The 22,420-nt window shown below is 56.5% G+C and carries 27 protein-coding genes; 26 read left to right on the top strand and 1 reads right to left on the bottom strand.

Annotated features, from left to right (window positions below):
* Positions 1 to 5 precede the first annotated feature (5 nt).
* The 19 genes from NI20_RS0104910 (at position 6) to NI20_RS0104820 (ending at position 14,732) form a co-directional block, all read left to right on the top strand.
* Complete coding sequence (locus NI20_RS0104910) at positions 6 to 878, top strand: hypothetical protein (protein ID WP_033120389.1); 873 nt, start codon at positions 6 to 8, stop codon at positions 876 to 878.
* A gap of 15 nt (positions 879 to 893) precedes the next feature.
* Positions 894 to 1,490 carry a hypothetical protein gene (locus NI20_RS14080; protein WP_052084439.1) on the top strand — a complete coding sequence of 199 codons (597 nt, stop codon included), beginning with the start codon at positions 894 to 896 and terminating at the stop codon, positions 1,488 to 1,490.
* Positions 1,487 to 1,882 (top strand): DUF4320 family protein, encoded by a 396-nt coding sequence (locus tag NI20_RS0104900; protein WP_369699397.1) that lies wholly within the window; start codon positions 1,487 to 1,489, stop codon positions 1,880 to 1,882. The genes NI20_RS14080 and NI20_RS0104900 overlap by 4 nt, the downstream gene beginning before the upstream one ends.
* Positions 1,879 to 2,424, top strand: coding sequence for a TadE/TadG family type IV pilus assembly protein (locus NI20_RS0104895; protein WP_033120332.1), 546 nt, complete (start codon positions 1,879 to 1,881; stop codon positions 2,422 to 2,424). Before NI20_RS0104900 ends, NI20_RS0104895 begins: the two co-directional genes overlap by 4 nt.
* Positions 2,425 to 2,623: 199 nt before the next feature.
* Positions 2,624 to 3,181 (top strand): DUF6550 family protein, encoded by a 558-nt coding sequence (locus NI20_RS0104890; RefSeq protein ID WP_033120331.1) that lies wholly within the window; start codon positions 2,624 to 2,626, stop codon positions 3,179 to 3,181.
* Between the two features lie 69 nt (positions 3,182 to 3,250).
* The gene (locus tag NI20_RS0104885; protein ID WP_033120330.1) at positions 3,251 to 4,945 is read left to right on the top strand and encodes a hypothetical protein; all 1,695 of its coding nucleotides are present in this window, start codon (positions 3,251 to 3,253) and stop codon (positions 4,943 to 4,945) included.
* Between the two features lie 12 nt (positions 4,946 to 4,957).
* Positions 4,958 to 5,290 (top strand): hypothetical protein, encoded by a 333-nt coding sequence (locus NI20_RS13795; RefSeq protein ID WP_369699396.1) that lies wholly within the window; start codon positions 4,958 to 4,960, stop codon positions 5,288 to 5,290.
* 154 nt (positions 5,291 to 5,444) lie between these two features.
* Positions 5,445 to 5,909, top strand: coding sequence for a hypothetical protein (locus NI20_RS0104875; RefSeq protein WP_033120329.1), 465 nt, complete (start codon positions 5,445 to 5,447; stop codon positions 5,907 to 5,909).
* 134 nt (positions 5,910 to 6,043) lie between these two features.
* Positions 6,044 to 6,385, top strand: coding sequence for a DUF3852 domain-containing protein (locus tag NI20_RS0104870; RefSeq protein ID WP_033120328.1), 342 nt, complete (start codon positions 6,044 to 6,046; stop codon positions 6,383 to 6,385).
* 34 nt (positions 6,386 to 6,419) lie between these two features.
* A complete protein-coding gene (locus NI20_RS0104865; protein WP_242842922.1) occupies positions 6,420 to 6,884 on the top strand; it encodes a hypothetical protein in 465 nt (154 codons plus the stop codon).
* A gap of 44 nt (positions 6,885 to 6,928) precedes the next feature.
* A complete protein-coding gene (locus NI20_RS0104860) occupies positions 6,929 to 7,474 on the top strand; it encodes a DUF4259 domain-containing protein (protein ID WP_033120327.1) in 546 nt (181 codons plus the stop codon).
* Positions 7,475 to 7,488: 14 nt separating this feature from the next.
* Positions 7,489 to 7,917, top strand: a complete 429-nt coding sequence (locus NI20_RS0104855) for a hypothetical protein (protein WP_033120326.1) — start codon at positions 7,489 to 7,491, stop codon at positions 7,915 to 7,917.
* Between the two features lie 119 nt (positions 7,918 to 8,036).
* A complete protein-coding gene (locus tag NI20_RS0104850; RefSeq protein WP_033120325.1) occupies positions 8,037 to 8,942 on the top strand; it encodes a conjugal transfer protein TrbL family protein in 906 nt (301 codons plus the stop codon).
* Positions 8,939 to 9,328 carry a DUF4406 domain-containing protein gene (locus NI20_RS0104845; protein ID WP_033120324.1) on the top strand — a complete coding sequence of 130 codons (390 nt, stop codon included), beginning with the start codon at positions 8,939 to 8,941 and terminating at the stop codon, positions 9,326 to 9,328. The genes NI20_RS0104850 and NI20_RS0104845 overlap by 4 nt, the downstream gene beginning before the upstream one ends.
* Positions 9,328 to 11,304 (top strand): DNA cytosine methyltransferase, encoded by a 1,977-nt coding sequence (locus NI20_RS0104840; protein WP_033120323.1) that lies wholly within the window; start codon positions 9,328 to 9,330, stop codon positions 11,302 to 11,304. Before NI20_RS0104845 ends, NI20_RS0104840 begins: the two co-directional genes overlap by 1 nt.
* Positions 11,305 to 11,322: 18 nt before the next feature.
* Complete coding sequence (locus tag NI20_RS0104835; RefSeq protein ID WP_033120322.1) at positions 11,323 to 11,889, top strand: hypothetical protein; 567 nt, start codon at positions 11,323 to 11,325, stop codon at positions 11,887 to 11,889.
* A gap of 11 nt (positions 11,890 to 11,900) precedes the next feature.
* Positions 11,901 to 12,191: a hypothetical protein gene (locus NI20_RS0104830; RefSeq protein WP_033120321.1), complete on the top strand. Its 291-nt coding sequence runs from the start codon at positions 11,901 to 11,903 to the stop codon at positions 12,189 to 12,191.
* Positions 12,188 to 12,769, top strand: a complete 582-nt coding sequence (locus NI20_RS0104825; RefSeq protein ID WP_033120320.1) for a hypothetical protein — start codon at positions 12,188 to 12,190, stop codon at positions 12,767 to 12,769. The genes NI20_RS0104830 and NI20_RS0104825 overlap by 4 nt, the downstream gene beginning before the upstream one ends.
* A 184-nt stretch (positions 12,770 to 12,953) precedes the next feature.
* Positions 12,954 to 14,732: a VirB4 family type IV secretion system protein gene (locus NI20_RS0104820; RefSeq protein WP_052084443.1), complete on the top strand. Its 1,779-nt coding sequence runs from the start codon at positions 12,954 to 12,956 to the stop codon at positions 14,730 to 14,732.
* Positions 14,733 to 14,833: 101 nt separating this feature from the next.
* On the opposite strand, the gene NI20_RS0104815 is transcribed toward NI20_RS0104820, so the two are convergent.
* A complete protein-coding gene (locus NI20_RS0104815) occupies positions 14,834 to 15,031 on the bottom strand; it encodes a hypothetical protein (protein ID WP_006876421.1) in 198 nt (65 codons plus the stop codon).
* A gap of 149 nt (positions 15,032 to 15,180) precedes the next feature.
* Here NI20_RS0104815 and NI20_RS0104810 point away from each other — a divergent pair, with 149 nt between their 5' ends.
* The 7 genes from NI20_RS0104810 to NI20_RS0104780 all read left to right on the top strand — a co-directional run.
* The gene (locus NI20_RS0104810; RefSeq protein ID WP_033120319.1) at positions 15,181 to 16,575 is read left to right on the top strand and encodes a hypothetical protein; all 1,395 of its coding nucleotides are present in this window, start codon (positions 15,181 to 15,183) and stop codon (positions 16,573 to 16,575) included.
* The gene (locus NI20_RS0104805; RefSeq protein WP_033120318.1) at positions 16,572 to 17,657 is read left to right on the top strand and encodes a M23 family metallopeptidase; all 1,086 of its coding nucleotides are present in this window, start codon (positions 16,572 to 16,574) and stop codon (positions 17,655 to 17,657) included. The genes NI20_RS0104810 and NI20_RS0104805 overlap by 4 nt, the downstream gene beginning before the upstream one ends.
* Before the next feature lie 5 nt (positions 17,658 to 17,662).
* Complete coding sequence (locus NI20_RS0104800) at positions 17,663 to 18,409, top strand: hypothetical protein (protein WP_052084438.1); 747 nt, start codon at positions 17,663 to 17,665, stop codon at positions 18,407 to 18,409.
* Between the two features lie 21 nt (positions 18,410 to 18,430).
* Positions 18,431 to 19,894: a hypothetical protein gene (locus NI20_RS0104795; protein ID WP_242842921.1), complete on the top strand. Its 1,464-nt coding sequence runs from the start codon at positions 18,431 to 18,433 to the stop codon at positions 19,892 to 19,894.
* Between the two features lie 13 nt (positions 19,895 to 19,907).
* Positions 19,908 to 20,171: a DUF6103 family protein gene (locus NI20_RS0104790; protein ID WP_033120317.1), complete on the top strand. Its 264-nt coding sequence runs from the start codon at positions 19,908 to 19,910 to the stop codon at positions 20,169 to 20,171.
* Positions 20,168 to 21,610, top strand: coding sequence for a hypothetical protein (locus NI20_RS0104785; protein ID WP_033120316.1), 1,443 nt, complete (start codon positions 20,168 to 20,170; stop codon positions 21,608 to 21,610). The genes NI20_RS0104790 and NI20_RS0104785 overlap by 4 nt, the downstream gene beginning before the upstream one ends.
* A gap of 148 nt (positions 21,611 to 21,758) precedes the next feature.
* Positions 21,759 to 22,420: hypothetical protein (locus tag NI20_RS0104780; protein ID WP_033120315.1), on the top strand; the 662-nt coding region annotated here is incomplete at its 3' end.

The following is a 22,420-nucleotide window of genomic DNA, read 5'->3' as shown; positions in this document are numbered from 1 at the left end:
TGTCGGTGGTATTTTTAATTTTCCTCTTTGGTATTCTCCTCGCGGCGGGCCTGTTCTTTATTATGGCCGATCTGCTTAAGCTCCCCCGTCTGGCCACACAGAGGGCCATGCTTTCAGTAGGCCGCCAGGAGAAAAAACAGGCCAAGAGTGTGGAAGCCCTGCTCATGGGCTGGGCGGTCAGACTGGCTCCGCACATCCACATGGATGAGTACAAGCGCGGGCGCCTGAGAAACACACTGGCCGCCGCTGGGCTGAACATGACCCCGGAGGAATACACCGCCTTTGCCATGGTCCAGACCAGCGCGGTGCTCTTGGCGGTGATCCCATGCCTGTTGGTCTTCCCGCTGCTGGCACTGGTAGTCGTTCTTCTGGCGGTGGCGGTCTATTTCAAGGAGATTCGTCGGGCGGAGGAAAAGCTCTCTGTCAAGCGGGACGAGATCGAGGCGGAGTTGCCCCGGTTTGTGGCCACCATCACACAGGAGCTGGCTGTCAGCCGGGATGTGCTGAGCATGATCGAGCACTACAAGCAGCACGCCGGCGAAACCTTTTCCGCTGAGCTGGATGTCCTCACCGCGGATATGCGGTCCGGCTCCTACGAGGCGGCGCTGACCCGCTTCGAGGCCCGGTTTAATTCCCCCCTCCTCTCGGACATTGTCCGGGGACTCATCGGTGTGCTGCGGGGTGATAACGGGATCAACTACTTTCAGATGCTGTCCCATGATATGAAACAGCTGGAGCTCCAGCGGCTCAAGGCGAAGGCCATGAAGATCCCGCCCAAGATCCGGGCCTTTTCCCTCACGCTGCTCATGTGCTTCCTGGGGACCTATCTGGCCATCATCATCTATGAGATCATCCACTCCCTGGGTGGGATGTTTTAAGAGAGGAGGCTCCCGATGAATGATAAACAAGAACTGAAGAAGCGGATCGATGCCAGCTATGAGCGCAGGGTCAAGCAGTGGATGGAGTCTGATCCCGCCCAACTGCTGGATGCCGCCGAAACGATTTCCGCCGCACAGCTGATCCATGACAATCTTGACGATGCCATCAGCGAGCAGGACGCGAAGTTCCTGCTCTGCCTGGATGACCCGCTTGGTTATCTTACAGACCGGTGGATCTCGGAAAATGGCGCCGATATCCCTCACGAGGAGGAGCTTCTGCACTGTGTATGGACGCTCCAACAGGAGTTTAACGATGTGCGTGTCCCCGCAACCGTCCGGGATTTCCTGCTTGATCATAAGGGCGGGGGATTTTTCCTGATGACGCCGTGCGGTTTTGTTTCTCTCACGGAAGCTCAGGCGGAAAGCCTGCTTGATGGACACGACATGATTTCTCATCCTGGCGTGTCAGGTATGTCTATGACCGTTCCGGCCGATGAGCTCCTCGCTCAGACGGTTAAATCAGCCAGCCGGCAGAACGGTGTGTGGCATCTCCTCACGGAAACTCCCGAGCAGGCACAAGGTTCTCCGGAAATGGAGGTGACCATGTGCTGAAACGGATTCTGAGATCCCGCCGCGGCGAGGGATACATGGATGTGTGCGTACTGGTTCTCTGCGCCATGCTGATGATTGCGCTGGCGGTACAGGTCCTCCCGGCCTTTATCGCCAAACAGCAGCTCGACACCTTTGCCACTGAACTGGTGCGCGAGGCGGAGATTACCGGCCGGGTCGGTTCGGAAACAGATCGCAGAGAACAGGCCCTGCGGGAACAGACCGGACTGGACCCCGCTGTCCAGTGGAGCGATGCCGGCCGAATCCAGCTCAATGAGGAGGTCTCGGTCACGCTCACCTATGAGATTGACCTCGGCCTGTTTGCCGGCTTTGGCAGCTTTCCCATCACCCTGCGGGCGGATGCCACAGGAAAGTCGGAGGTGTACTGGAAATGAACAGACTCCGGCAGATTTTGAAAGACCAGCGTGGCGTGGCCTTCCCCCTGATTATTGCCATCGTTTTGGTGCTGGTGATGCTGATGTGCTGCATCAGCGAGTATTTCCGCCTGCTCATCGTGGCCCAGGGGGTCCGGGACGCGGTGCAGGAGGCAGTGATCTCCACCGTCAACGACAACTATGACGATGTGTACCATAGCGTCCGGGAAGGCTACTCCGGCGCCTATCAGCCATTGGCGGGAGACTTCGAGGAATCGCTGGACTATGGCGATATCTATGGACGCCTGGACGATATCCTCGGACTGACCTACCAGGGCGGCTACCACACCCAGTACACGGAGGACGGCACCACAGAGTTCCGTGTCTGGGGCCTTGATGTGGAGATCCGCAACGCGCCGTTTGCTTCTGGCGACAGCGCCGGTGACCGTTTTGTGGCGGACTGCGAGATCGAGCTGGAGGTCCCGGTATCCTTTGGCGGGGAGCTTCTGCCGCCCATGCGGATGACAGTCAAGGTCAGCGCGGGCTACACACCTCGGTTTTAACACAGTTTTCAAAAAGTTTTCTGTTGCCCCAATAGACTTCTCTCCACTCTTGTGATAGGGTACAGCTTGACAAAGACCAGGATGTATAGGAAGATGTAGGCAATAGATTTTAAGGCCGAACTCTCCTCAGCCGCCTGGAATTACATGCGGACCGCTTCCGCAAGAAGTGTGACCAACAGAAAAAGGAGGAATCCAGACGATGAAGAATAATACGAAGAAATGGCTGACGGTGGCCGGCTGCCTCGTCATCTGCGTGGTGCTGGTTGTTGTGATCGTGAGCAGCTTCAGCAAAGACAAGGTCACCGACGCCCCGCTTCCGCCCAGCAGCTCCCAGCAGGGCAATGTGGTGGTGGACCCGGACAACAGCACTCCGCCTCCCTCGGAATCCGGGGATGTCCAGGAGCCGGAAGACGCTGTGACTGTCAACCCGGAAACACCGGATGCCAATACCAACGCCGGCGAGGGAAACGGCGCTGACTTTACCGGCACAGAGCAGACCATCCAGGGCGATCCGGCCAAGCCGGAATATACAGAGGAGGAACTGAAGGACCCCACCAAGACGCCGGATGGGACTCCGGTAGAGGGCACCCCTGAGCCGCAGGACCACGACAATGTAACCCCGCCCCCTGAGCAGCCCTCCACCAACACCAGCGGTGGCCTGCCTGGTTTTGATAACGTGCCAGACGCTGGTCCGAACCAAGGCGAATATGTTGACGGTGACGGCGACATCAATAAGCAGATTGGTATCATGGACTGATACAGCAGAATTATGACGAGAAAAAGCACAGCTTCGGCTGTGCTTTTTCTTTGTCAGAAAGGAGGAGACATGAAACGAGTTATCAGCACATTCCTTTCTTTGGCCCTGTTACTTGCTCTTCTTTGTATGTCCGCTTATGCTGACACTGGCGGGTCTGGCAACATTGACGGCGGGGGTGGCAGCATGGGTGATGCCACCAGTCACGGGAGCTGGAACCCCGGTAATGACGGCGTCCGGGTTACTGTGGTACGGACCAGTGACCATGCTGTGGTCACCACACCATTTGACTTCACCAACAAAACACCATCAGAGGGTATCTATCATTTCGGTAAGGTGAGCAAGCTCCAGTACAATAACGGAACGGGGCTTTCTCCTGTCAAAGGTGGGTACACCTTTAAAAATCCCGGACAGATAATGCCAAGAATAATCAGCACTAACGGAACTAACAACATCGAAGCAATAAAAAAGTATTTCTGCTCTGAGTATATTGTGAAGCGGATTGCCGATATAACCGGCATGGATTACGATACGCTCATCAGCGGCGAGTATAAAATCCTGCTGGAACCCATTGCCTATTATAAGTTCGAGGGCGTCATGATCGCCACAACCGCAACGGAGGCGGCGCTTTATGACGAGCAGGTCAGCGGCCAGCTCCGCTATTGGATGGGATCGCTGACAGCCAAAAACCTCCCACTGTCCATGTTCCTCGAAACACCGGATTTAGGCTATCCTGCATGGTCCGGTCCCACCAATAAGAATGTGTCCAACTCGGACATCAAGTCTTCTTTGGGCCTTGGCATCGTCCGCTTTGAGGAGCAGCCGGAGGAGCCGGAAATCAGCACCTATGACTATGAGTACCGGACCAATACCGAGGTCATTACGGCAGTAGAGGTCAGCGGAGGCCAGAGTGATCCGGATAATCCAGTCACTGTACGGTTCCATATTGATGGGACCACCTATACGGTCAGCAATGTCTACTACCCGGACGGGGATTCCCAACTGGCCTGGGTACGCTGGACCACACCGGACGAACCGCAGGATATGACCATCAATGTGGATGTATCCGGCCCAGGCTCAGCACAGGCCACCATCCACTGCAAAATCGTAGATCTGGATGAGAACCCGCCGCCCAACCCGGTGGCGGATGACCGGAACGAGTCCTTCACCCCCTCCTCGGTCCCAGACCGGCCGGAGAAAACCTCGGCCCAGTGGACCATCTGGGACCCTTGGTGGCGGGAATACTGGGTGTGGCACAGTACCGGCGAAGACAGCGGATACTGGTGTGACCACGGCTGGTGGGAATTTGATCTGGAACGCTACAGTGCCAGCCTTTCCGCTGCTATGGAAATTACTCCAGACGAGAAGAATCCCACCGCCAGCGACAGCACCATGAAGTCCGGCTATGGGGTCAATCAGGTGGTCACCGCCAGAGTGAACAGTTCCCAGAGGTCGGCCACCACCGCCCTGCAGAATGCAGTCAGTTACTTCCCAGAGTTCAACTATGAATCCTTTTGGCGGCTATTGGATCGCATTTCCATCAGCTCCTCGTCCTCCCGGCTGGAGTTCCAGAAAAACGAGTACAGCACCTATAACCGGCGCACCCATTTCACGCCGATCTGGTACCTGGACGGCTCCTATACGGTCAACACCTGGGTCATCGACTGCTGGACGCCGGCGGGGATGCTGTCGGCCAACCTCACCGATTCGCTGAGCATCCGAGGCAATCTGTGGGACGATTGGCACATCGCCCCGCTTGACCCGTAGGAGGTGGACTCTATGGGATATATCCGATTAGATGAGCGGCCCAGCGAAGTCTACCACTACACGCACCGAAAGAATCTGGACAGCATCCTGCGGGACGGTCGAATCCGGCGCATGGGCGATAGGGAGTGCTGGTTCTGTGCCTCTCTGGAGGATACCCTGACGCTCATGCGGGCCACCGTCATGAGCGAGGGGAAGCCCTATTACAAGGTGGGCGGCAGCATCGGCCACTACCCCAAGTTTGTGCCGGAGGACTATGTGATCCTCCGGCTGACCCCCGGTATCAGACTGGCGAGTGGGTGCGCTGGATGTAGGAGACGCCTCCGGGATCGCCGCCCGAACTGCTGAAGGCCGCCGAGGTATTCAGCAACCTGAAGCTGGGCTTCCGGGGAGATCTGAAGTTCCAACAGAATCCCGAGGTTATTGAAGTGGCCCCGCTGGTTGAGGTTGCTCAGACGCGGTTTTTTGATATTTCTTTCTCGATGTAAGGAGGCTCTTGACAGTGGGTAAAAAAGGGCCCCCGGCAGTATGGACCAAGGGGAAAATCGAAGAAGCCTTCGCGGGATTCGTGGAAAAGAACAGCAGGCTGCCGGTGGCGCGGGAAATGAATCCCCAATTTGGGCTGCCAACACGCAGGACCTTTGAGCGCTACATGGGGATGACCGCCCAGGAGTATGCTGAACTTCGCTACCCCACGCTTCTCTCCGCAAGAGATGAGCGCCATATTCAAACCGTCCTGGTATATCGGAACGAAGTACGGGAGTGGTCTGTTGAGCGGCTTATAGAGGCGGAAAATGGTTTCTTTCTAAAGCACGGTCGGCTGCCGGAGCCATACGAATACACAGCTGAAAATGGGCTTCCAATGTATTCGGTGTTTTGCAAACTCGCAAAGGAGGTGCTTGAAGCATTATTAAAAGAAAAGTTCCAAGAACTATCCGCATCTGACGGACAGATTCTTACCCTGTAAGTGATTATCAGAGTAAAAGCAGACAAGAGACAGGCCGTGGGAAATACCTTGCGGCTTGGTTGTGCTGGTCCACCTGTGCCGCGGGAGAATAACTCCCGCGGCTTTTCCTTTTCAAAAGAAAGGTGGATTATTTTATGACAAAGTACAGAAAGGTTCTCTGCGGGTTTGTAATGGTCTTCCTGCTGGCAGTCCTACTCGGCACGACTGCCTTTGCTGCTGAAACGGGAAATGTGGCTGAGGCCATTGAGGGGACATGGACAACGGCATCTGAGCAGATCAAAACCGTAGTGAATAATGTTATTTTTCCGGTGATCGATCTTATTTTGGCTGTATTTTTCTTTGCAAAATTGGGGATGGCGTATTTTGACTACAGAAAGCACGGCCAATTTGAGTGGACCGCGCCGGCCATTCTGTTTGCCTGCCTCATTTTCACCCTGACGGCTCCCACCTATGTCTGGAGCATCCTGGGAATGTAAAGAATTATTCTGAGAACACAGGAGGAAGGGACCAATGGAATATCCAATTTCAAATCCATCCGGAAATAAAATGCTCTCATTGGTTAACGAGTTGTACCAGCGGTCTACCGGGATGTGCAGAGCAGGCGCAGGTCCATACGGCATCGGGATAAGCGTGGTAGAAGATACTCCCATTGATGTGTTTTTCACCTTTGATCCAGATCCGGTTCTGGATTGTAAAATACTGCCGGTGGAAATCCCTGAGTACACTGTCGGCGTGATTGGCTCCTGGAGCGGAGAGCGCAAATATCTTTCGCGGGAGGGGGTGGAGCAGCTTCTCTCTGCCTCGGACCCGAAGACCAGAATATTGGCGGAAACGCTCCGGTACTTTGAAGGAAAGACCTGGATCGTGAGCTGCGCAGATTGTCAGGAAGCGTTCGGGATTCTGGCGGATGCGGAAATGCGCGAGGCATTTGGGCTGGATGAGCAGGAGCAGATTGGACCGAAACTGGAAATGTAGGACAAGAATGATGAGGCGTAAGCCGGAAATGGAAGGCGGTTTCTATGGGCTGTTGGGGAATCACCGCACTGGAATCCGACGATGGACTGGATGCAGTTGGGTGTATCCGGCACAATTTACCGAAAGACGGACAGCTGGACCTGGGGGAAATGCTTGAACCATTAAAGAAAGACCAATGGAATGCCCCCTGTGATGTAAAACTGGGGCGTGCGCATACCAGTCCTATGGCACTGGCTGAGATCATTGTAAAATATCTTGACGGTGATCCCGGCAGTTTGGACTATGATGACGAGTGGGCGGCCAAAGACAACAAGTTCCGCTCCATCACCTCGTTTACAGCATCAAGATCTGCTCTCCTGGAACTTCGGGATTACCTTGCGGATACCTTGAAATATGCCAGGATCAGGGCGGAGCAACAGATCAAAGCCGGCGAACTGCCCGGCGGCTGGTTTGATCCGAAAGATTGGGATAGGTGGCAGAAACACATGGAGGGCCTTATTCACCGGCTGGATGGTGTTCTGGCCTTGGAAAGCAGTACGCTGGAGCTGGCCCGCCCACCGGCTCCGGCTGCCCCGGAATTAACCGTGTAGGGAGGGAAAGAAACATGAATCCATTTGGGCAGGAGCTGAGGAAAATCCTCACGCAGTGCAAAACCAGCGGCCCAGTATCCTTTGCGGGCAGGTCGGCCTACATCCAGCTTGACCCGGATCTGCGGGCCAGGCTGGAGTTCGTTTCTCTGAACATTGCCAGCCAGTACAATGCCCTCAAGCTGACGGTTCTGAACCGGACCGAGGGCGCGGTGGATGTGAATATCCTCCGCTTTGGCGATCTGCTGGGAAAGAAAAAGGTAAGCAACCCCAACTTCCCGAATGGCGTTTTACCGCACCTCTGGGATGACTACGGGAAGGTGGGCTGGTATGTGTACCAGCCTACTCAGGCAGATTACAGGGTGCTGGCGGGCGCGGTAGATGAGTATCTGCAAGTGTTCCAGCGTCAGGATGAGGCGCAGGAGCACAGCCCGCAAATGTATTAAGAAGACAGGAAGTGAATCCAAGCAGGGGCCGTGCCAAGTCACGGCCCCTGTGCCTTTGAGCAGGAGTATACGTCCAATACTGGCACGGTCCCCCTTACGCAAAGGGGTGAAACCACCAGATGTTTATATTGGACTTTTTCCTCGGCGGGCTGATGGACCAGTTCATCGACTGGGTCTACAGCCAGCTCGTGGGCTTCTTTGGCAACTTTTTTGCCGAGATGGGGAACATGGGCGTTGAACTCTTCGAGATGAGCTGGGTACAGTCCATCGTCCTCTTTTTTTCTTATCTGGCCTGGGCGCTGTATGTTGTCGGGCTGGTGGTGGCCGTGTTCGAGGTCGGGATCGAATACCAGACCGGACGGGCCAATGTCAAAGACGCCGCGCTCAACGCCATCAAGGGTTTTATGGCGGTGAGCTGCTTTACCCTGGTGCCGGTAGAGCTTTACAAGCTCTCCGTCACCCTACAGGCCAGCCTGACCTCCGGGATCACCGGGTATGGGGAGAGCTTTGACGTCCTCTCCACAGATATCATCACTTCCCTGCAAGAAGTGGATATCGGAACGGCAGCGGCCTCCGGTGTGTTTGGCGGGATCGGCAGCATCACCAGTCCCATCATGGTCATTTTCATTATCATCATGATGGGATACGCCATCATCAAGTGCTTTTTCTCCAATCTTAAGCGCGGCGGCATCCTGCTCATCCAGATCGCTGTGGGCTCCCTGTATATGTTCTCGGTGCCCCGCGGCTACATGGACGGCTTTGTGCAGTGGTGCAAGCAGATCATCGGCCTGTGCCTGACCACCTTCCTGCAGGCCACCATCCTCACAGCGGGACTGTTGGTGCTGAAAGACCACGCGCTGCTGGGCCTTGGGCTGATGCTGTCGGCCGGTGAGGTGCCGCGGATCTGCGGCGCCTTCGGGCTGGATACCTCCACCCGCGCCAACATCATGTCCGCCGTCTACGCGGCACAGTCGGCAATCAACACCACCCGCACCGTGGTACAGGCAGTGGGGGTGGCGAAATGAGCAGAGAAAAACTGATTTATATCGCTTCTCCCTTTGCCGGAGAGATTGAGGCGAACATTGCGTTTGCGAAAAAAGCCTGCCGCTATGCGATCCGCCAGGGTCATACTCCCATCGCCGTCCACCTGCTCTACCCGCAGATGCTGGATGACAGCGATCCCGCGGAACGGGAAACTGGGCTTCGGCTGGGGCATCGAGTGCTGGAAGTCTGCGACGAACTGTGGTGCTGCGGCGACCGGATCAGTTCCGGCATGGCCCGTGAGATTGAGGAGGCCCAACGGCTCGGCATCCCCATCCGACAGATTGGGGAGCTGGAAATCAAGCAGGAGGCTCTGCCCGCTGAGATGGAGCAAAGCGAAGCTCCAGGGCAGAGCATGGGTATGGCATAATGCCCACGCTGGGCAGCCTGTTCGATGGAATCGGAGGGTTCCCCCTCGCGGCGGTCCGCAACGGCATCGAGCCGGTGTGGGCCAGCGAGATCGAAGCCTTCCCCATCGAAGTGACAAGAAAGAGGTTCCCCTCCATGCTCCATGTCGGGGACATCACGAAGTTAAACGGCGCCGAACTCCCCCCGGTGGACATTATCACAGGGGGCTCACCCTGTCAGGATCTCAGCGTGGCGGGGGCCAGAGCAGGTCTTGCCGGGGAGCGTTCCGGCCTGTTTATGGAGCAGATCCGTGTTGTAAAAGAAATGAGGGATGCAGATGAGCCGCGCGGCAGAACAGCTCACGCTATTCGACCTCGATATATGTGCTGGGAAAATGTCCCAGGAGCGTTCAGCTCGGCCGAAGGCGAAGACTTCCGCATCGTCCTCGAGGAGATCGTCCGAATTAAAGACAGCTCCTGTTCAGTGCCTCGACCTGACTCCGGGCGCTGGGAATCTGCTGGGGCAATCATTCTGGGAGATCAATTCAGCCTGGCTTGGAGAGTCTTGGATGCTCAATTCTGGGGTGTCGCCCAGCGAAGAAAGAGAATCTTCCTTGTCGCGGATTTTGCAGGACGAAGTGCCATCCAAATACTATTTGAGCAGGACCGCCTGCTTAGGGATTCTACGCCGGGCAGAAGCCAGAGGCAAAGAACTTCCGCCCCAGCTCAGGGAGGCGCTGATCCTCCAGGCGGGACAGCCTCCATTGGATTCGACGGATACAACGGAGACCTGGTGGGAGAAAAGGCGGCCACCCTCGGCGTAAACTGCGGGATGTCCACCGGACGGAACGGTGTGATCACCGCCTTTGCCGCCAATCAGCGGGATGAGGTGCGGGATCTGCGCGATGTCGCCGCAGCGCTGACCGCCCAGCCTGGGATGAAACAGCAGACCTTTGTGGCCGGGATCACGGCCAAAGGCAACGGTGACTGCTTTCTCTCTGAGGAGCGGCACACCTCGCTGAGCGAAGGCGGTGGTATGCCTGGACAGGGGTATCCCGCCATTTTTACGGCCGGTTTTTCTGCTGGAGCCGGAGCTTCCGCAGGAAGTATTGGCTATAGCGAGGAAATTGCGCCCACATTAAAAGGGACCGCCAGCGGAAACTGTATGCCATCCATTCTATGCCTTAATGACCAGGGGGGAGAGCGGATGGATTTGACAGAAAATAAGACGGCTACCCTGCGGGCGCAGATGGGAAGCCATCAGCCTGTCATTTGTCTTAACGACCAGGGCGGAAATATGATGGCCTGTAGTGAAGATGTTGCTGGGACACTCCGGGCGCAGGAACATGGCTACCAGCCACTGGTGCTCGCCACCCAGCAGGGCGGCGCGGAGCTCGGCGTGGGCGTCTGCCCAACCATAACCGCGGCGGCAGGGCTGAGCGGCAATAATCAGCCGGTATTGTTCGAAAACCATGGCATCGACGCCCGCTACACCGGCCCCCATGCCGTAGCGCCCACCATGTCCGCCCGATACGGAACCGGCGGCAACAATGTTCCGTTGATCGCGCAGGAAAGTGCTCCAACCCAAGAACCTGCTCACGCTATGTTCAGCAGACAGCGGGTGGATGTGTTCCGAAAGGATGCAGTAGCCAGCACCCAGAGCGCCCGCCAGCATAAGGACGCGACAGACCTGGTAATGGATGTGGCTGAGTTAGACTGCAGGAATGGCCGGGAGAACGGCGATTTGCACGGTGCGCTTCAACAGGGCGCCACCGGAAGTTCCCTCAACTCTATTCACCCAGTCCGAACCGGGCAATTCATCCGCCGGCTGACCCCGCTGGAATGCGAGAGGCTCCAGGGGTTCCCGGATCACTGGACCGACCTGCCAGGCGCCTCCGACTCCGCCCGGTACAAGGCGCTGGGCAACTCTGTGGCGATCCCCTGCGTGGACTTTGTCCTGCGGGGGATCGCATTGGCGTTTACTGACTCAACAGAATAAGTGAAAGGAGCTATTAACATGGAACCCATGAAAAATCTCTGTGGTTTGATTCCAGAGTCACTTCATAAGCGGCTGATGGAAAACAAAGATCCGGAGATGACCAATGGCGAGTATCTCACCAAGGTACTCACCGCCTATCTGGACCAGCCTGCCACACCGAGGCAGGAACAGCGTACTTTGGCCGTTCAGATTTCAGAGGAGATGTTCCAGCAGTTGAAGTCGTATTTGGATGCCCATTCACCGCTCACCCAAAAGGCATTTGTCCAGAGCCTTCTGAATCAGGCGTTGGGCCAGTGGGAACAGGGTGAGGAGCCGCTCCAGGATGCGGCCATACAGGAAAACAAGAAAGAACGGACGCTGGCAATCACCATGCCCGAGACGCTTTTCCAACGTGTTGAGCAGTATCTCGAGGCACACAAAGGTATGTCCAAACGGGCCTTTGTTGTGGGGGTGGTGGCTCAGGAGCTCCGCTCCTGGGAGCTGGAACAAAACCAGAGCGAAACGCAGGAGCGAGACGAAGCGCAAAGTCAGGAACCCGATCCTGAACAGGATGAACAGGGATTTGGAATGAGCATGACAATGTGAGGTGAACGTAAGTGTATATCTATCCGGACAACCTGAAATCAAAAGCGGTTTTATGGCTGTGGGAGCTGCGGGACATCGCCATTGTCGGCGTGGGCGCCCTGATCTCCGTATTCGCCATGGCCCAACTGGGCCTCCTGCCCCCGGTGGTGGTCACCGCGGCCTATGCATTTCTCTCCATTCGGCTGGAAGATACCAGCATTTTGGACTTCCTGCGCTATGCGATTCGATATTTTCTCCTGGGCCAGCAGACCTATGCCTGGGGACTGTGCGGCTCAACAAAGAACAGGAGTGATAAAGAATGAGCAGAAAAAAAGAGGCAAAAGCCAAGCAGACCACACGGCAGCTCATCGGGATCGACGAGATCACCGACAGCGGCCTGAAGACCGGCCACGTGCGGCTGACCTTCTTTGCCATCAAACCCACCAACCTCTCGGTCCAGCCCCCGGAGGCTGTGAGCAACCGCATCTATGCTCTCATGACCGTCCTCAAAGGACAGGCTGAGATCGAGATGCTGGCCCTCAACTCCAAAGAGAGCTTTGAGGACAACAAGCGCTACTACCGCCAGCGGGCCGCTGAGGAGGACCTGCCGGTCATCAGTCGGCTGTTGGAGGCGGACGCAAAATCCCTGGACCGCCTGCAGATCCAGATGGCGACTGCCCGTGAGTTTTTCATGCTGGTCCGGCTGCGGGAGGAAACAGGGATGGAACTGCACACCCATCTCTCCCGCATCCAAAAAAGCCTTGAAGATCAGGGATTTAAGGTAAGCCTCGCCAGCGGCGAGGATCTCAAGCGCATGCTGGGAGTGTACTTCGAGCAGAACGCTACCACAGAAAAGTATGAAGATTACGATGGGGAACGCTGGATCATTTTGAATGACTGATCTGTGACCCGCAACTTAATTTGATATGGCCGTCAGGAGAACTTCCGGGCCATATCAGGAAAAAACAGCGCAATAAAAGATCTCCTGCCGGCCTGGACAGGAGGTTTTTTCATTGCCGAAAAACAGAAAAAAGAATATACCCCGGCCTGCGGCGGAGGAACCATATATCAAGGATTTTCTTGATATGGTCGCCCCTTCGGTCATTGACTTCAAGGTGGACCACTACCTGTGCGGCAACACCTGCCGCTGTGTGTGGGCCTTGCGGGAGTACCCCACCTCTACCGATGAGCAGGCCATCCTGCGGCATCTGGGCGAGATGGACGGTGTCACTATTCGCATCTACACCCGGCAGGTCACTCCCAGCGAGGAACGCCGGATCATCCACAACGCTGCCAACAAGCACCGGATGTCCCGTTCCAGCACCGAGGATCTCCAGCAGACAGTCACCGCCGAGGCCAACCTGCAGGATGTGGTCACTCTGGTCTCCTCCATGCACCGCAATCGCGAGCCTCTGCTCCACTGCGCGGTGTTCCTGGAATTGACCGCCCCGGACTATGACGCACTCAAGCTGCTTCAGACCGATGTGCTGACTGAACTGGTCCGCTCCAAGCTCAATGTTGACCGGCTCATGCTCCGCCAGCAGGAGGGGTTTGTTTCTGTCATGCCAGCCGGCCGCAACACCTTCGGCGCCCAGTTTGAACGGGTCCTACCCGCATCCAGCGTGGCCAATCTGTACCCCTTCAACTACAGTGGCAAGACCGACCCACACGGATTCTACATCGGCAAGGACAAGTACGGGGCCAATATCCTCGTGGACTTCGACAAGCGGGATGACGATAAGACCTCCGCCAATATTCTGATCCTCGGCAACTCCGGTCAGGGCAAGAGCTATCTGCTCAAACTGCTCCTGCTCAACTTCCTCGAGGCGGGCAAGTCCGTGATCTCTCTGGATGTGGAGCATGAACAGCGGGATATGTGCGAAACCGTGGGCGGCTGTTTCATGGATCTGATGGGCGGCGTGTACCGCATCAACCCGCTGGAGCCCAAGTGCTGGGATGATGGCAGCGGCCCGGAGGACAGGGACGCGCCGGAGGCATTCCGTAAGTCCACCCGTCTGAGCCAGCACATCTCCTTCCTCAAGGACTTTTTCCGGGCCTACAAGGATTTTTCAGACCGGCACATCGACGCCATTGAGATCATGGTGGGCAAGCTGTACGCCAGGTGGGGTATCTGCGACAATACCAACTTCGCCGGTCTCAAGCCCCAGGACTATCCCATCCTCTCTGACCTCTATGAACTCATTGAACAGGAGTACCGGGAGTACGATGAAACCCAGCACCAGCTGTACACAAAGGAACTGCTGCAGGAGATCCTGCTGGGCCTCCACTCCATGTGCCAGGGCGCCGAAGCACAGTTCTTCAATGGACACACCAATGTGACCTCCTCCCGCTTTATTGTTTTCGGCGTAAAGGGACTCTTGCAGGCCAGCAAGAATGTGCGGGGGGCCATGCTCTTCAACATCCTCTCCTATATGTCCGACCGCCTGCTGACCATTGGCAATACTACGGCGACGCTGGATGAGTTGTATGTGTGGTTGTCGGACAATGTGTCGGTGGGGACCACCATCATCGAGTATATCCGCAACACCTTGAAGCGCGTCCGCAAAAAGGAATCTAATCTCATCATGGCCTCTCAGAATCTGGAGGACTTTGACCGGGAGGGCATCCGGGAACTGACCAAGCCCCTGTTCGCTATTCCGCCCCACCAGTTCATCTTCAACTGTGGCTCCATTGACAAGCGTTTTTATATGGACCTGCTCCAGTTGGAGGAGGCGGAGTACAACCTCATCCGCTTCCCCCAGCGGGGCGTGTGCCTGTTCAAATGCGGCAATGAGCGGTATTTACTGGAAGTCCATGCCCCGGCCTACAAGGAGGCGCTGTTCGGCACAGCGGGCGGGCGGTAAGACTGACCCCGGCCGGCAGGCCGACAGCAACCGCTATCCCCACATGAAAAAAGAGATGGCCGGCGCATGATATACGCCGGCTATCTCCACAGGATATGACATCACATTTCAAGCCCCAGTTTCTCCGCGATCTCCTCCGCGGATAGGCCAGCGGCTTTCGCTTTCTCCATGACAGATCTCATGGTAACCGGGTGGAGGAGCTTCTGCTTCTGGGCTTCCAGAGCCTTGATCTCATCCTGTTTTTTGGAAATCTTCGCGTCGATTAGCGCGATACGTTCTTCAGTGCTGCGAGCGGCCATTCAGGGCACATCCTTTCTGTTTGATGCGATTATCATAAAATACAAGCTGAACCTTGTCAACCGAATTTTGTCATATCGCCGACTTTTCGGCCTTGATTGGCCACACAACGATATGAAATGAGCCTACAAAACCGAAGGAGGTCATGAAAATGAAAACAATTGAGCTATCCCGCCGGGAGCCGCTGCCGGGAGATCCCCGGCAGACGCAGTATGCCGGCCAGCGTACCGCACAAGAGGTCTTTGAGGAACTGAAGCACCGTCTGGAGGGCATGGGCTGCCTGCCGGACGAATATTTCCTCATGGATCGGGAATGGGAGAACGGCCGGGAGATCCCCAAAGGCGCGGATATCTTCTGTACTACCGACTACGGCAGCAGTGAGGGCGCCTATCTGGATGTGTATCTGAAGTGGTATGAAAGCGACCGGCCGGTCACCAAGAGTTTTATTACCGGCAAGACGCTGGGTGAAAGCGGCGCGGATCTGGACCGGATGTTCCTCATCTCCTCCGCCATCACCAAGGCGTTCCACGGAGACCACGGAACCTACGCCCGGTACCTCCGTCTGGGGGAACAGGCAGAGCCGGAGGACATGATTGTCCACTTGAGCCCCGCGGAACAGCGCACCATCATCAACGCGCTGGTGGAGCAGCGGGAGCGGCAGGAGCAGGCCATGTCCCAGACGGAACAGCTCCTGCGGCGGATGACCGGGAGCATCACCGCCTATATGGATGAGGTGGGCCAGCGGCCCCTGCACATGAGCGACTATGATAAAACAGTACTGGCCATTCGGGACGGAGAATTTGACGCTTTCCAAAACCTCTATCCCAGAGTACCGGACCGGGCTGACGATCTGCTGATCGAGGTGGCGGGACGGCCCGGAGTTGTGGGAGGGAATATGACCCTGATGCTTCTCGCGGCGGCAGACCGATTTTCGCCGGATGCATACCTCACCGCCTGCAAGCGGGCAGTGGAAACAGGAGACAGCCAGAGGGTGCAGACACTGGTAAAGGAGGCGAAAAACCTCCTCGCGGAGCAAGCGCCTTCTCTCCCAGGCGAGGTGATTTTGTACGCTTACACGGATGGTCATCGGAGCATCGCCAAAGACCTGATTACCCAATGCACACCGGAGCAGATCGCCGCCGCCCCCCCGAAGCTTCTTCGCTGGGCCGCAGAGAAGCTGGACTTCCAGACGGCGGTGGATCTGGTGGACAAGGGCGCCCAGCCGGGCGATGAGGCGGCCGGCATCCTGCGCGCCCTCACGGGCCAGCGCCAGGAGTGGATGGCGGAACACTTGCTGGAGCGCGGAATGCCAGTGGAGCCGGACAACTACGCCGCTCTTTATGCCTGCGTCAGCAATCAGGCTCCCGGCACCGCCAAGCTCCTGCTGGACCATGGGATGGATCTGGAGAAGTACAAAGCGTGGGCAGAGTATCGGCCCAAAGGCGAGGGATACGCGGAAACCATGGAGGAGCTGGCCGCATATTGGTCTGAACCGCGAAACAGCCCCCGGCCGGAGGATTCGCCCATGGGCGGTATGAGCTTATGAGCGTCGGCGCGGCGGCCGCAATCAAAGCGGCGATAGCGGTCCTTTCCAATGAGGAGGCCCGCAAAAAGGTGGGCTGGGTCATCGTGGCCATTCTCTCTCCGCTGATCGTGCTGGTGGTCCTGCTCTGCGCCATTCTCTCCGGGACCTCACAGCACAATGTGTCCGCCGTGGAGCTGTGTTTCCACGGCGGCTCTATTTCCGCCAGCGCTACGCCGGAATACCGAGGTTATATTGAGGAGATGCGGAACAGCTTTGCCCGAATAGACGATGTGATTGCGGTGATAAACAGCCAGTGTGAAGACGGAAAAAGCCTTGACGATACCCGCGTCAAGGCCATTTTTTATGCTCTGTATTTCGCCGCGGAGCAGCCGGGGGCGGATGGCATCCGCACATTTGCGGACTGCTTTGTGGACTATGAGGAGCGGACCAGGACTGTCATAATCACCGACGAAGATGGCAACGTAACAGAGGCCACAGAGACCTACACAGTGGCCACCCCTGTGGAAGACCTGGCGGAAATTTACGAACGGATCAGCCAGGGCATGGGCATTGAGGTTACCACGGACCACCAGAGCAACGCTGACAGCATCTATAGCCTCATCCTCTATGGCAGCCCCAGCGGGGAAAGCGGCGGCTGGTTCCCAGGGGCGGATGTCCCATTCATTGGAGCGGATGGTTTCTGTTCCCCCATCGGGGCAGGCTGGGAGTCCGTGGTCACCTCGGAATTTGGGTATCGCAGCGACCCCTTCACCGGCGAGACGCGGGGCCACACCGGGATGGATCTGGCGGTCCCCACCGGCACCCCAGTCCGCGCCGCGCTGCCCGGAACGGTGACAGTCTCGCAGTATAACGCGGGCGGCTATGGCTACTATGTGATGATCGACCACGGCAATGGCCTGTCCACCCTCTATGGCCACAACTCCCGCCTGCTGGCACAGGTGGGCCAGACGGTGGAGGCTGGTGACATTATCGCGCTCTCCGGCTCCACCGGGCGGTCTACTGGTCCGCACCTGCATTTTGAGGTCCGGGTCAATGGAGAGCGCACCAATCCCCGTTTTTATCTGCCCACGACTGGAGGTTGATATTTTTGCGTCTGAAACTTCAATTGCTGGCCAAGGCCGGCCGGCTCCGCGTCTCCGAGTGCGAGGCGGTTCGGCTGATCACCCTGCCGGCCAACGATTTTCAAGCCTTTCTGAATTGGCCGTGGAAAGAAAAATGCCGGGGCATACAGCCATCCTGTTATGAGGAGGACGGCAAGCGGATCTACCGGGGCGTCCTCATTTTGGGAGAGGGCTGCGGGGACGGTGTCTTTGCCTATGACGCAGGAGAACACTTCGCCTATCTGCCCAATATGCGGGGTATGGTCGATTCCATCTTGGAGCAGGCGGTGGAAAGGATCATCCAGGAAGGCACAGAAAGCACCAACGAGGGCAGCTGGTGTTACTATTTCAGTGAACTCTATGAGCAAATGGGACTGGTGATAGAGGATGGAAATGGTTTCGACGCTCTGCTCCTTCAGAAGCTGGAGCAGCGGCCGGAGACGGCGGAGGTCACTTTGACAGACGAGTGTTTTGACGTCTGCTATTACCTCGACTACTGTAAAAAGTTTTCGCCAGAGGATCGCCAGCCCTCCCTCTCAGCAGACCGGAAAGAAAAAATCATGTCGGCCATCCTCAACTATATGGCGGAATACTTTGACGGCAGCAGCCTCTATGATATCCTTCACAACACGCTGGAAATTCGCAACGATGAGATTGGGGCCCTTGGCTTTTGCCTATACGATGAATATGAGGATGAGCCGGTGGAACAGATAGGCGGCATAACGATGCAGTGAGCGAAGGAGGAAATGGACACCATGTCTATGCTGTATCAGATAGTGGAACAGGGGCGTCATACTGCCTTTGTAAATGAAAATGGGGATGGGCTTGCGGAACTGCACCCCTTGTTGGCGCGGGCCTCTGCTATCGCGAAAGCTGGGAACAGCGGCTTTGCGGAGGCACTTTCCACTGCCGCCGCGGAGCGCGGCGCTCCGCTCAGGCGGGCGTTTGCGGATGAAGCAGATGCCCTGATCCATGACCTTGGTCATGGCGGGGCCGCGGAGCAGAGGGTGGTCATTGACCTGGACAATGGGCGGATACGGGTGGAGTATGACCACCGGGCCGGCAGCCTGCGGGAGAGCCTGGACGCCCTGGCAAACCATTTTCCAACGGCAGGCGCCAACAGAATTCAGAATAGGCTCATAGCTTTCCTCGCGGAGCATGACGGAAGTGAGGAACTCTACAGAATGCTTCACGATGAGTTGAGACTGACCAATCAGGAGATCGAAGCCATGGGCTTTGATCTCGCCCACCACTATGAGCCGGACTGCGGCGACGCATACCAGGACATCGTGGACTACATTCGCTTTGAACAGGAAACCTCGGAAATCTGGCCCTGGTTTATCTCCCGCGATGAGATACTCGCCCAGGAAACGACCCTGCGGGAGATCGCCGGACGGCTGTCCTCCGCTGGAGAATGGGATACGGAGAGCATCTATGAGAGCCTGACGGAAGCCTTCGGAACCAATCCGCTGCTGGCTAAGCAATCGGAGGCTGACACGAAAGAGGAGGGAAAGAACATCAAAATCAAACAAGATTCGTTGGATCTGCTCTGGCAGTTAGAGGAGTTCAGAAAAAAGCATGAGCGTCAGGCGGAGCCGTCCGACTGGGCTATTCGGATGTGTGAGGCGTTTGTTGCCCACAGCATGGGTTTTACGGACCGGGTGCAGTGGACGGAACTGCTCCGGCAAAGAGGCGAAACCCTCTTCACCTTCGACTGGAAGTCCGGAAGCGTCAGCGACCATGTAGTCCAGTGGTGCAAGAAAAATAATCGGAACTGGAGATACAGCCATCTCGGGGAGCTGCAGGTTGCTCATGGCGGTGAGTGGACAAAGGTAGATTATTCCTGCGTGGACGGCAGAGAAACCAGAGTGTACTTTCCACCGGAGGCGGTAAAAGAGCAGCAGCTCCAGGCATTGGCGGAGGACCCCGCCATCCATCTGCGGGACCTGCTCACCCTCGGCCTGCCGGACCACGATGTCTATCTGGTCCATACCGCAGAGGATGTGGGGTGGGTGCCCGCGGCGGACCTCCCCCGGCTGACTGCCCAAGGAAAAGAAGAATTCTCAGCCCTGCTGGACGCCAAAGTTACCGCCATTCGCCCCGGCCCTTATGGTGTGGAATTAGTACTGGACGGCGTTGAGTCCCAAATGCTGGTACGATATGATGAAGCAATCGCCAATTACTCCAGGGCTGAAAATGTCCTGGGGATTTTTATGTAATGGAGGGGTCACGATGAAGAAAGCCACGGTTGCCATTTCATTTGATCAGGAGAAACTCAAAGCCATCCAGTTCTACGCGGGAAAAACCGGCACCTCTTTGGAATCGGATCTGGATGAGTTCATGGAGAAACTCTATAAGAGATATGTACCGTCCCAGACCAGAGAGTACATCGAGAGCATGGCGGAACCGGACGAGCAGACACGCCAGCGGCCTCCCCGCGCCTCACGGAGCGCGGCGCCGGATGCGCCCGGCACTGGAAAGGAGGCCAGGGAATGACAGGCTCCATGTCCGCCGAGGTGTGGCTGGATCAGCGGCGCTGGGATGCGCTGGAGGAGGCGCTGAAGGCCCAGGGCAGCGATATTGAACAGCATCTGCAGGACTATCTGATAACGCTGTACAACGAAACTGTTCCATTAGAACAGTGGACGCAGATTGAAACAGCCATCACAAAAGAAGAACTGGAATCGGCACGGGAAGCGGAAGACCAGAGGGTCTACGCGGCCTTTCATATTCGGGAACATGGCCACGACAGCGTCTTCTCGACGTGTAACGGCGAGGAATTTCTGGATGTGGCTATACGGCTGCGCCGTTATCTGCAAGGAGGCGCCGCGGCGGTGAAGGGCGATTTTTCCCACCACTTTTATAATTCTCAGCCCATTACACGGGTGCGGTTTGAGGAATTAGCCGCTCTGCGCCTCGAAAATACCGGCAAGGTTGCCGGCGCGTTTGAAATTGATCTGGATGCCGGCTGGTGTTCCGCGCTGAATCTCGCGGACGGTTGGCAGACCTTCAAAATCAAGGATGTATCTACGGCCGCCTACCAGTCCACCCGAAGCCGCAGCAGCCAGAGAAACGAGCAATGGCGCAAGTTTATAGACTATCTATATGGGCGGGACATTGAACTCCAGACCTTTGATCCTGTTGAAATCAGAGGAATCCGCCCTCTGCGGGAGGGTGATCTCACCTTCCCGGAGGAAATTATTCTGTCAGGGCATTGCCTGAATTTTCAGTTTGACTTCGTCAGTGCGGAGGCCCAGCGGGAGGTTCTTGGAGCAGCCTTGGATCACCCCAGCGAGGGGAGCTGGCTGGATATCCTCTGTAATTATGACGTGGCGCGGCAGGAAATCGATCACAGCCTCTCCCTCACTCTGTACAATCGGGATGGGGCTGTGCGGCAGTCTTTTTCCTATCCCCTCGGGAAAGAAGAACGGGCCCTTTTGTGGAAACAGATGGAGGTGGACTGCCTCTGCAGAACCGGAAAAACGCTGAACGACTACTATGCTCGGTTGGATCTGGAGCGTGAAAGCCCTCCTGAACTCACAGCGGGCACTAAAAGACTGCCGGCAGATGCGGTATCATTTGCAGATGAGATCTCAGAGTGCGATGGGAAGCTGAACTTTTATATCCCCATAAATTTTGATCCTGACGCGGTATTTGGCACCAATGTTGCTTCCGCCTTCAACGATGACTGGCTGAATGTATACGCCAGCTTTGACTGGAAAACCGGACGGCTGGACAGCGCGCTGGCCGTGTACCTCGTCTGCGCTGACGGGCATGAGTTTGCGTTTTCCTACCCACTGACTCCCGCGGAACAGGTTCAGCTGTGGGAGAAGATGGACGCCTACTGCCGCCAGCAGACCGGGCAGGGACTGGAGGACACCAGGGCCGCCCTGCTGCGGGAGCAGAGAGAGGACACCCCCGAAATCCAGATGTAAGCGGAGAGCTACAGCGAATTTTATTCAGCCTGCACAGTGTGACAAGCAGCTTTTTGTCGGTGCTGATGAATGGATTTCGTATAAAAAATGTGGCAATGTGTTTGCTGCAAACCATCAACCCGTCACAAAACAGAAAGGAGTTCACACAATGAAAACACAAAAAAGGCAGGTTACAATCACAGATCTCTACAACCTCGTTGCCCATGAAACCGTCTCACTTCTCGAAGCAGTGGATGACGATGCGATCCCCCCCGCCCTGGAAATGCGCAAGGGATTGACTATGCTGGCCACCACAGCCGGTACGGGGGAAGGCGTTGAAACGCATCTGGAGTGGATCGATCAGGAGATTGAAAACCTCAAGCAGACAGCAGGTACGCCCCAATGTGTTACGCATCTGATCCCCACTTCACAACTTGTCCGAACCGTTGATATCGATGCGCAGATAGACATGACACTGGAGTTTTTCCACATCGTTGCGGAAACCGATGAACAGGAAACCCGCACGAAGCTGTTGGAACTGGCCAGAACGACCACCGATATGTGCGGCATGGGAGACTGCCTGTTTAACTGCGGAGACGATGCCGTCGAAATGATGGACCAGATCTGGGCCGCTTTCTTAGAAGCCGCGGCTGTAGAAAATGTGGAGAGCCGGAGGGTCCTGTTGGAGAAAGCGGCAGCGGCAGCCGATGAGCTGCACGGCCTGACCGAGCCGCGGGAGGAACTGGAGGATGGCCGGATGTTTATGTCCATGGACGAACTCAGCGCGGAGCTGGACGAGGTTGCCCACATGATTGCAGGGCAAAATAACGA

The sequence above is a fragment of the Oscillibacter sp. ER4 genome (genome assembly GCF_000765235.1).
Classification (GTDB): Bacteria; Bacillota; Clostridia; order Oscillospirales; family Oscillospiraceae; genus Hominicoprocola; species Hominicoprocola fusiformis.
Note: the sequence above shows the minus strand (reverse complement) of the source record. Positions and strands in the feature narration are given on the sequence as shown.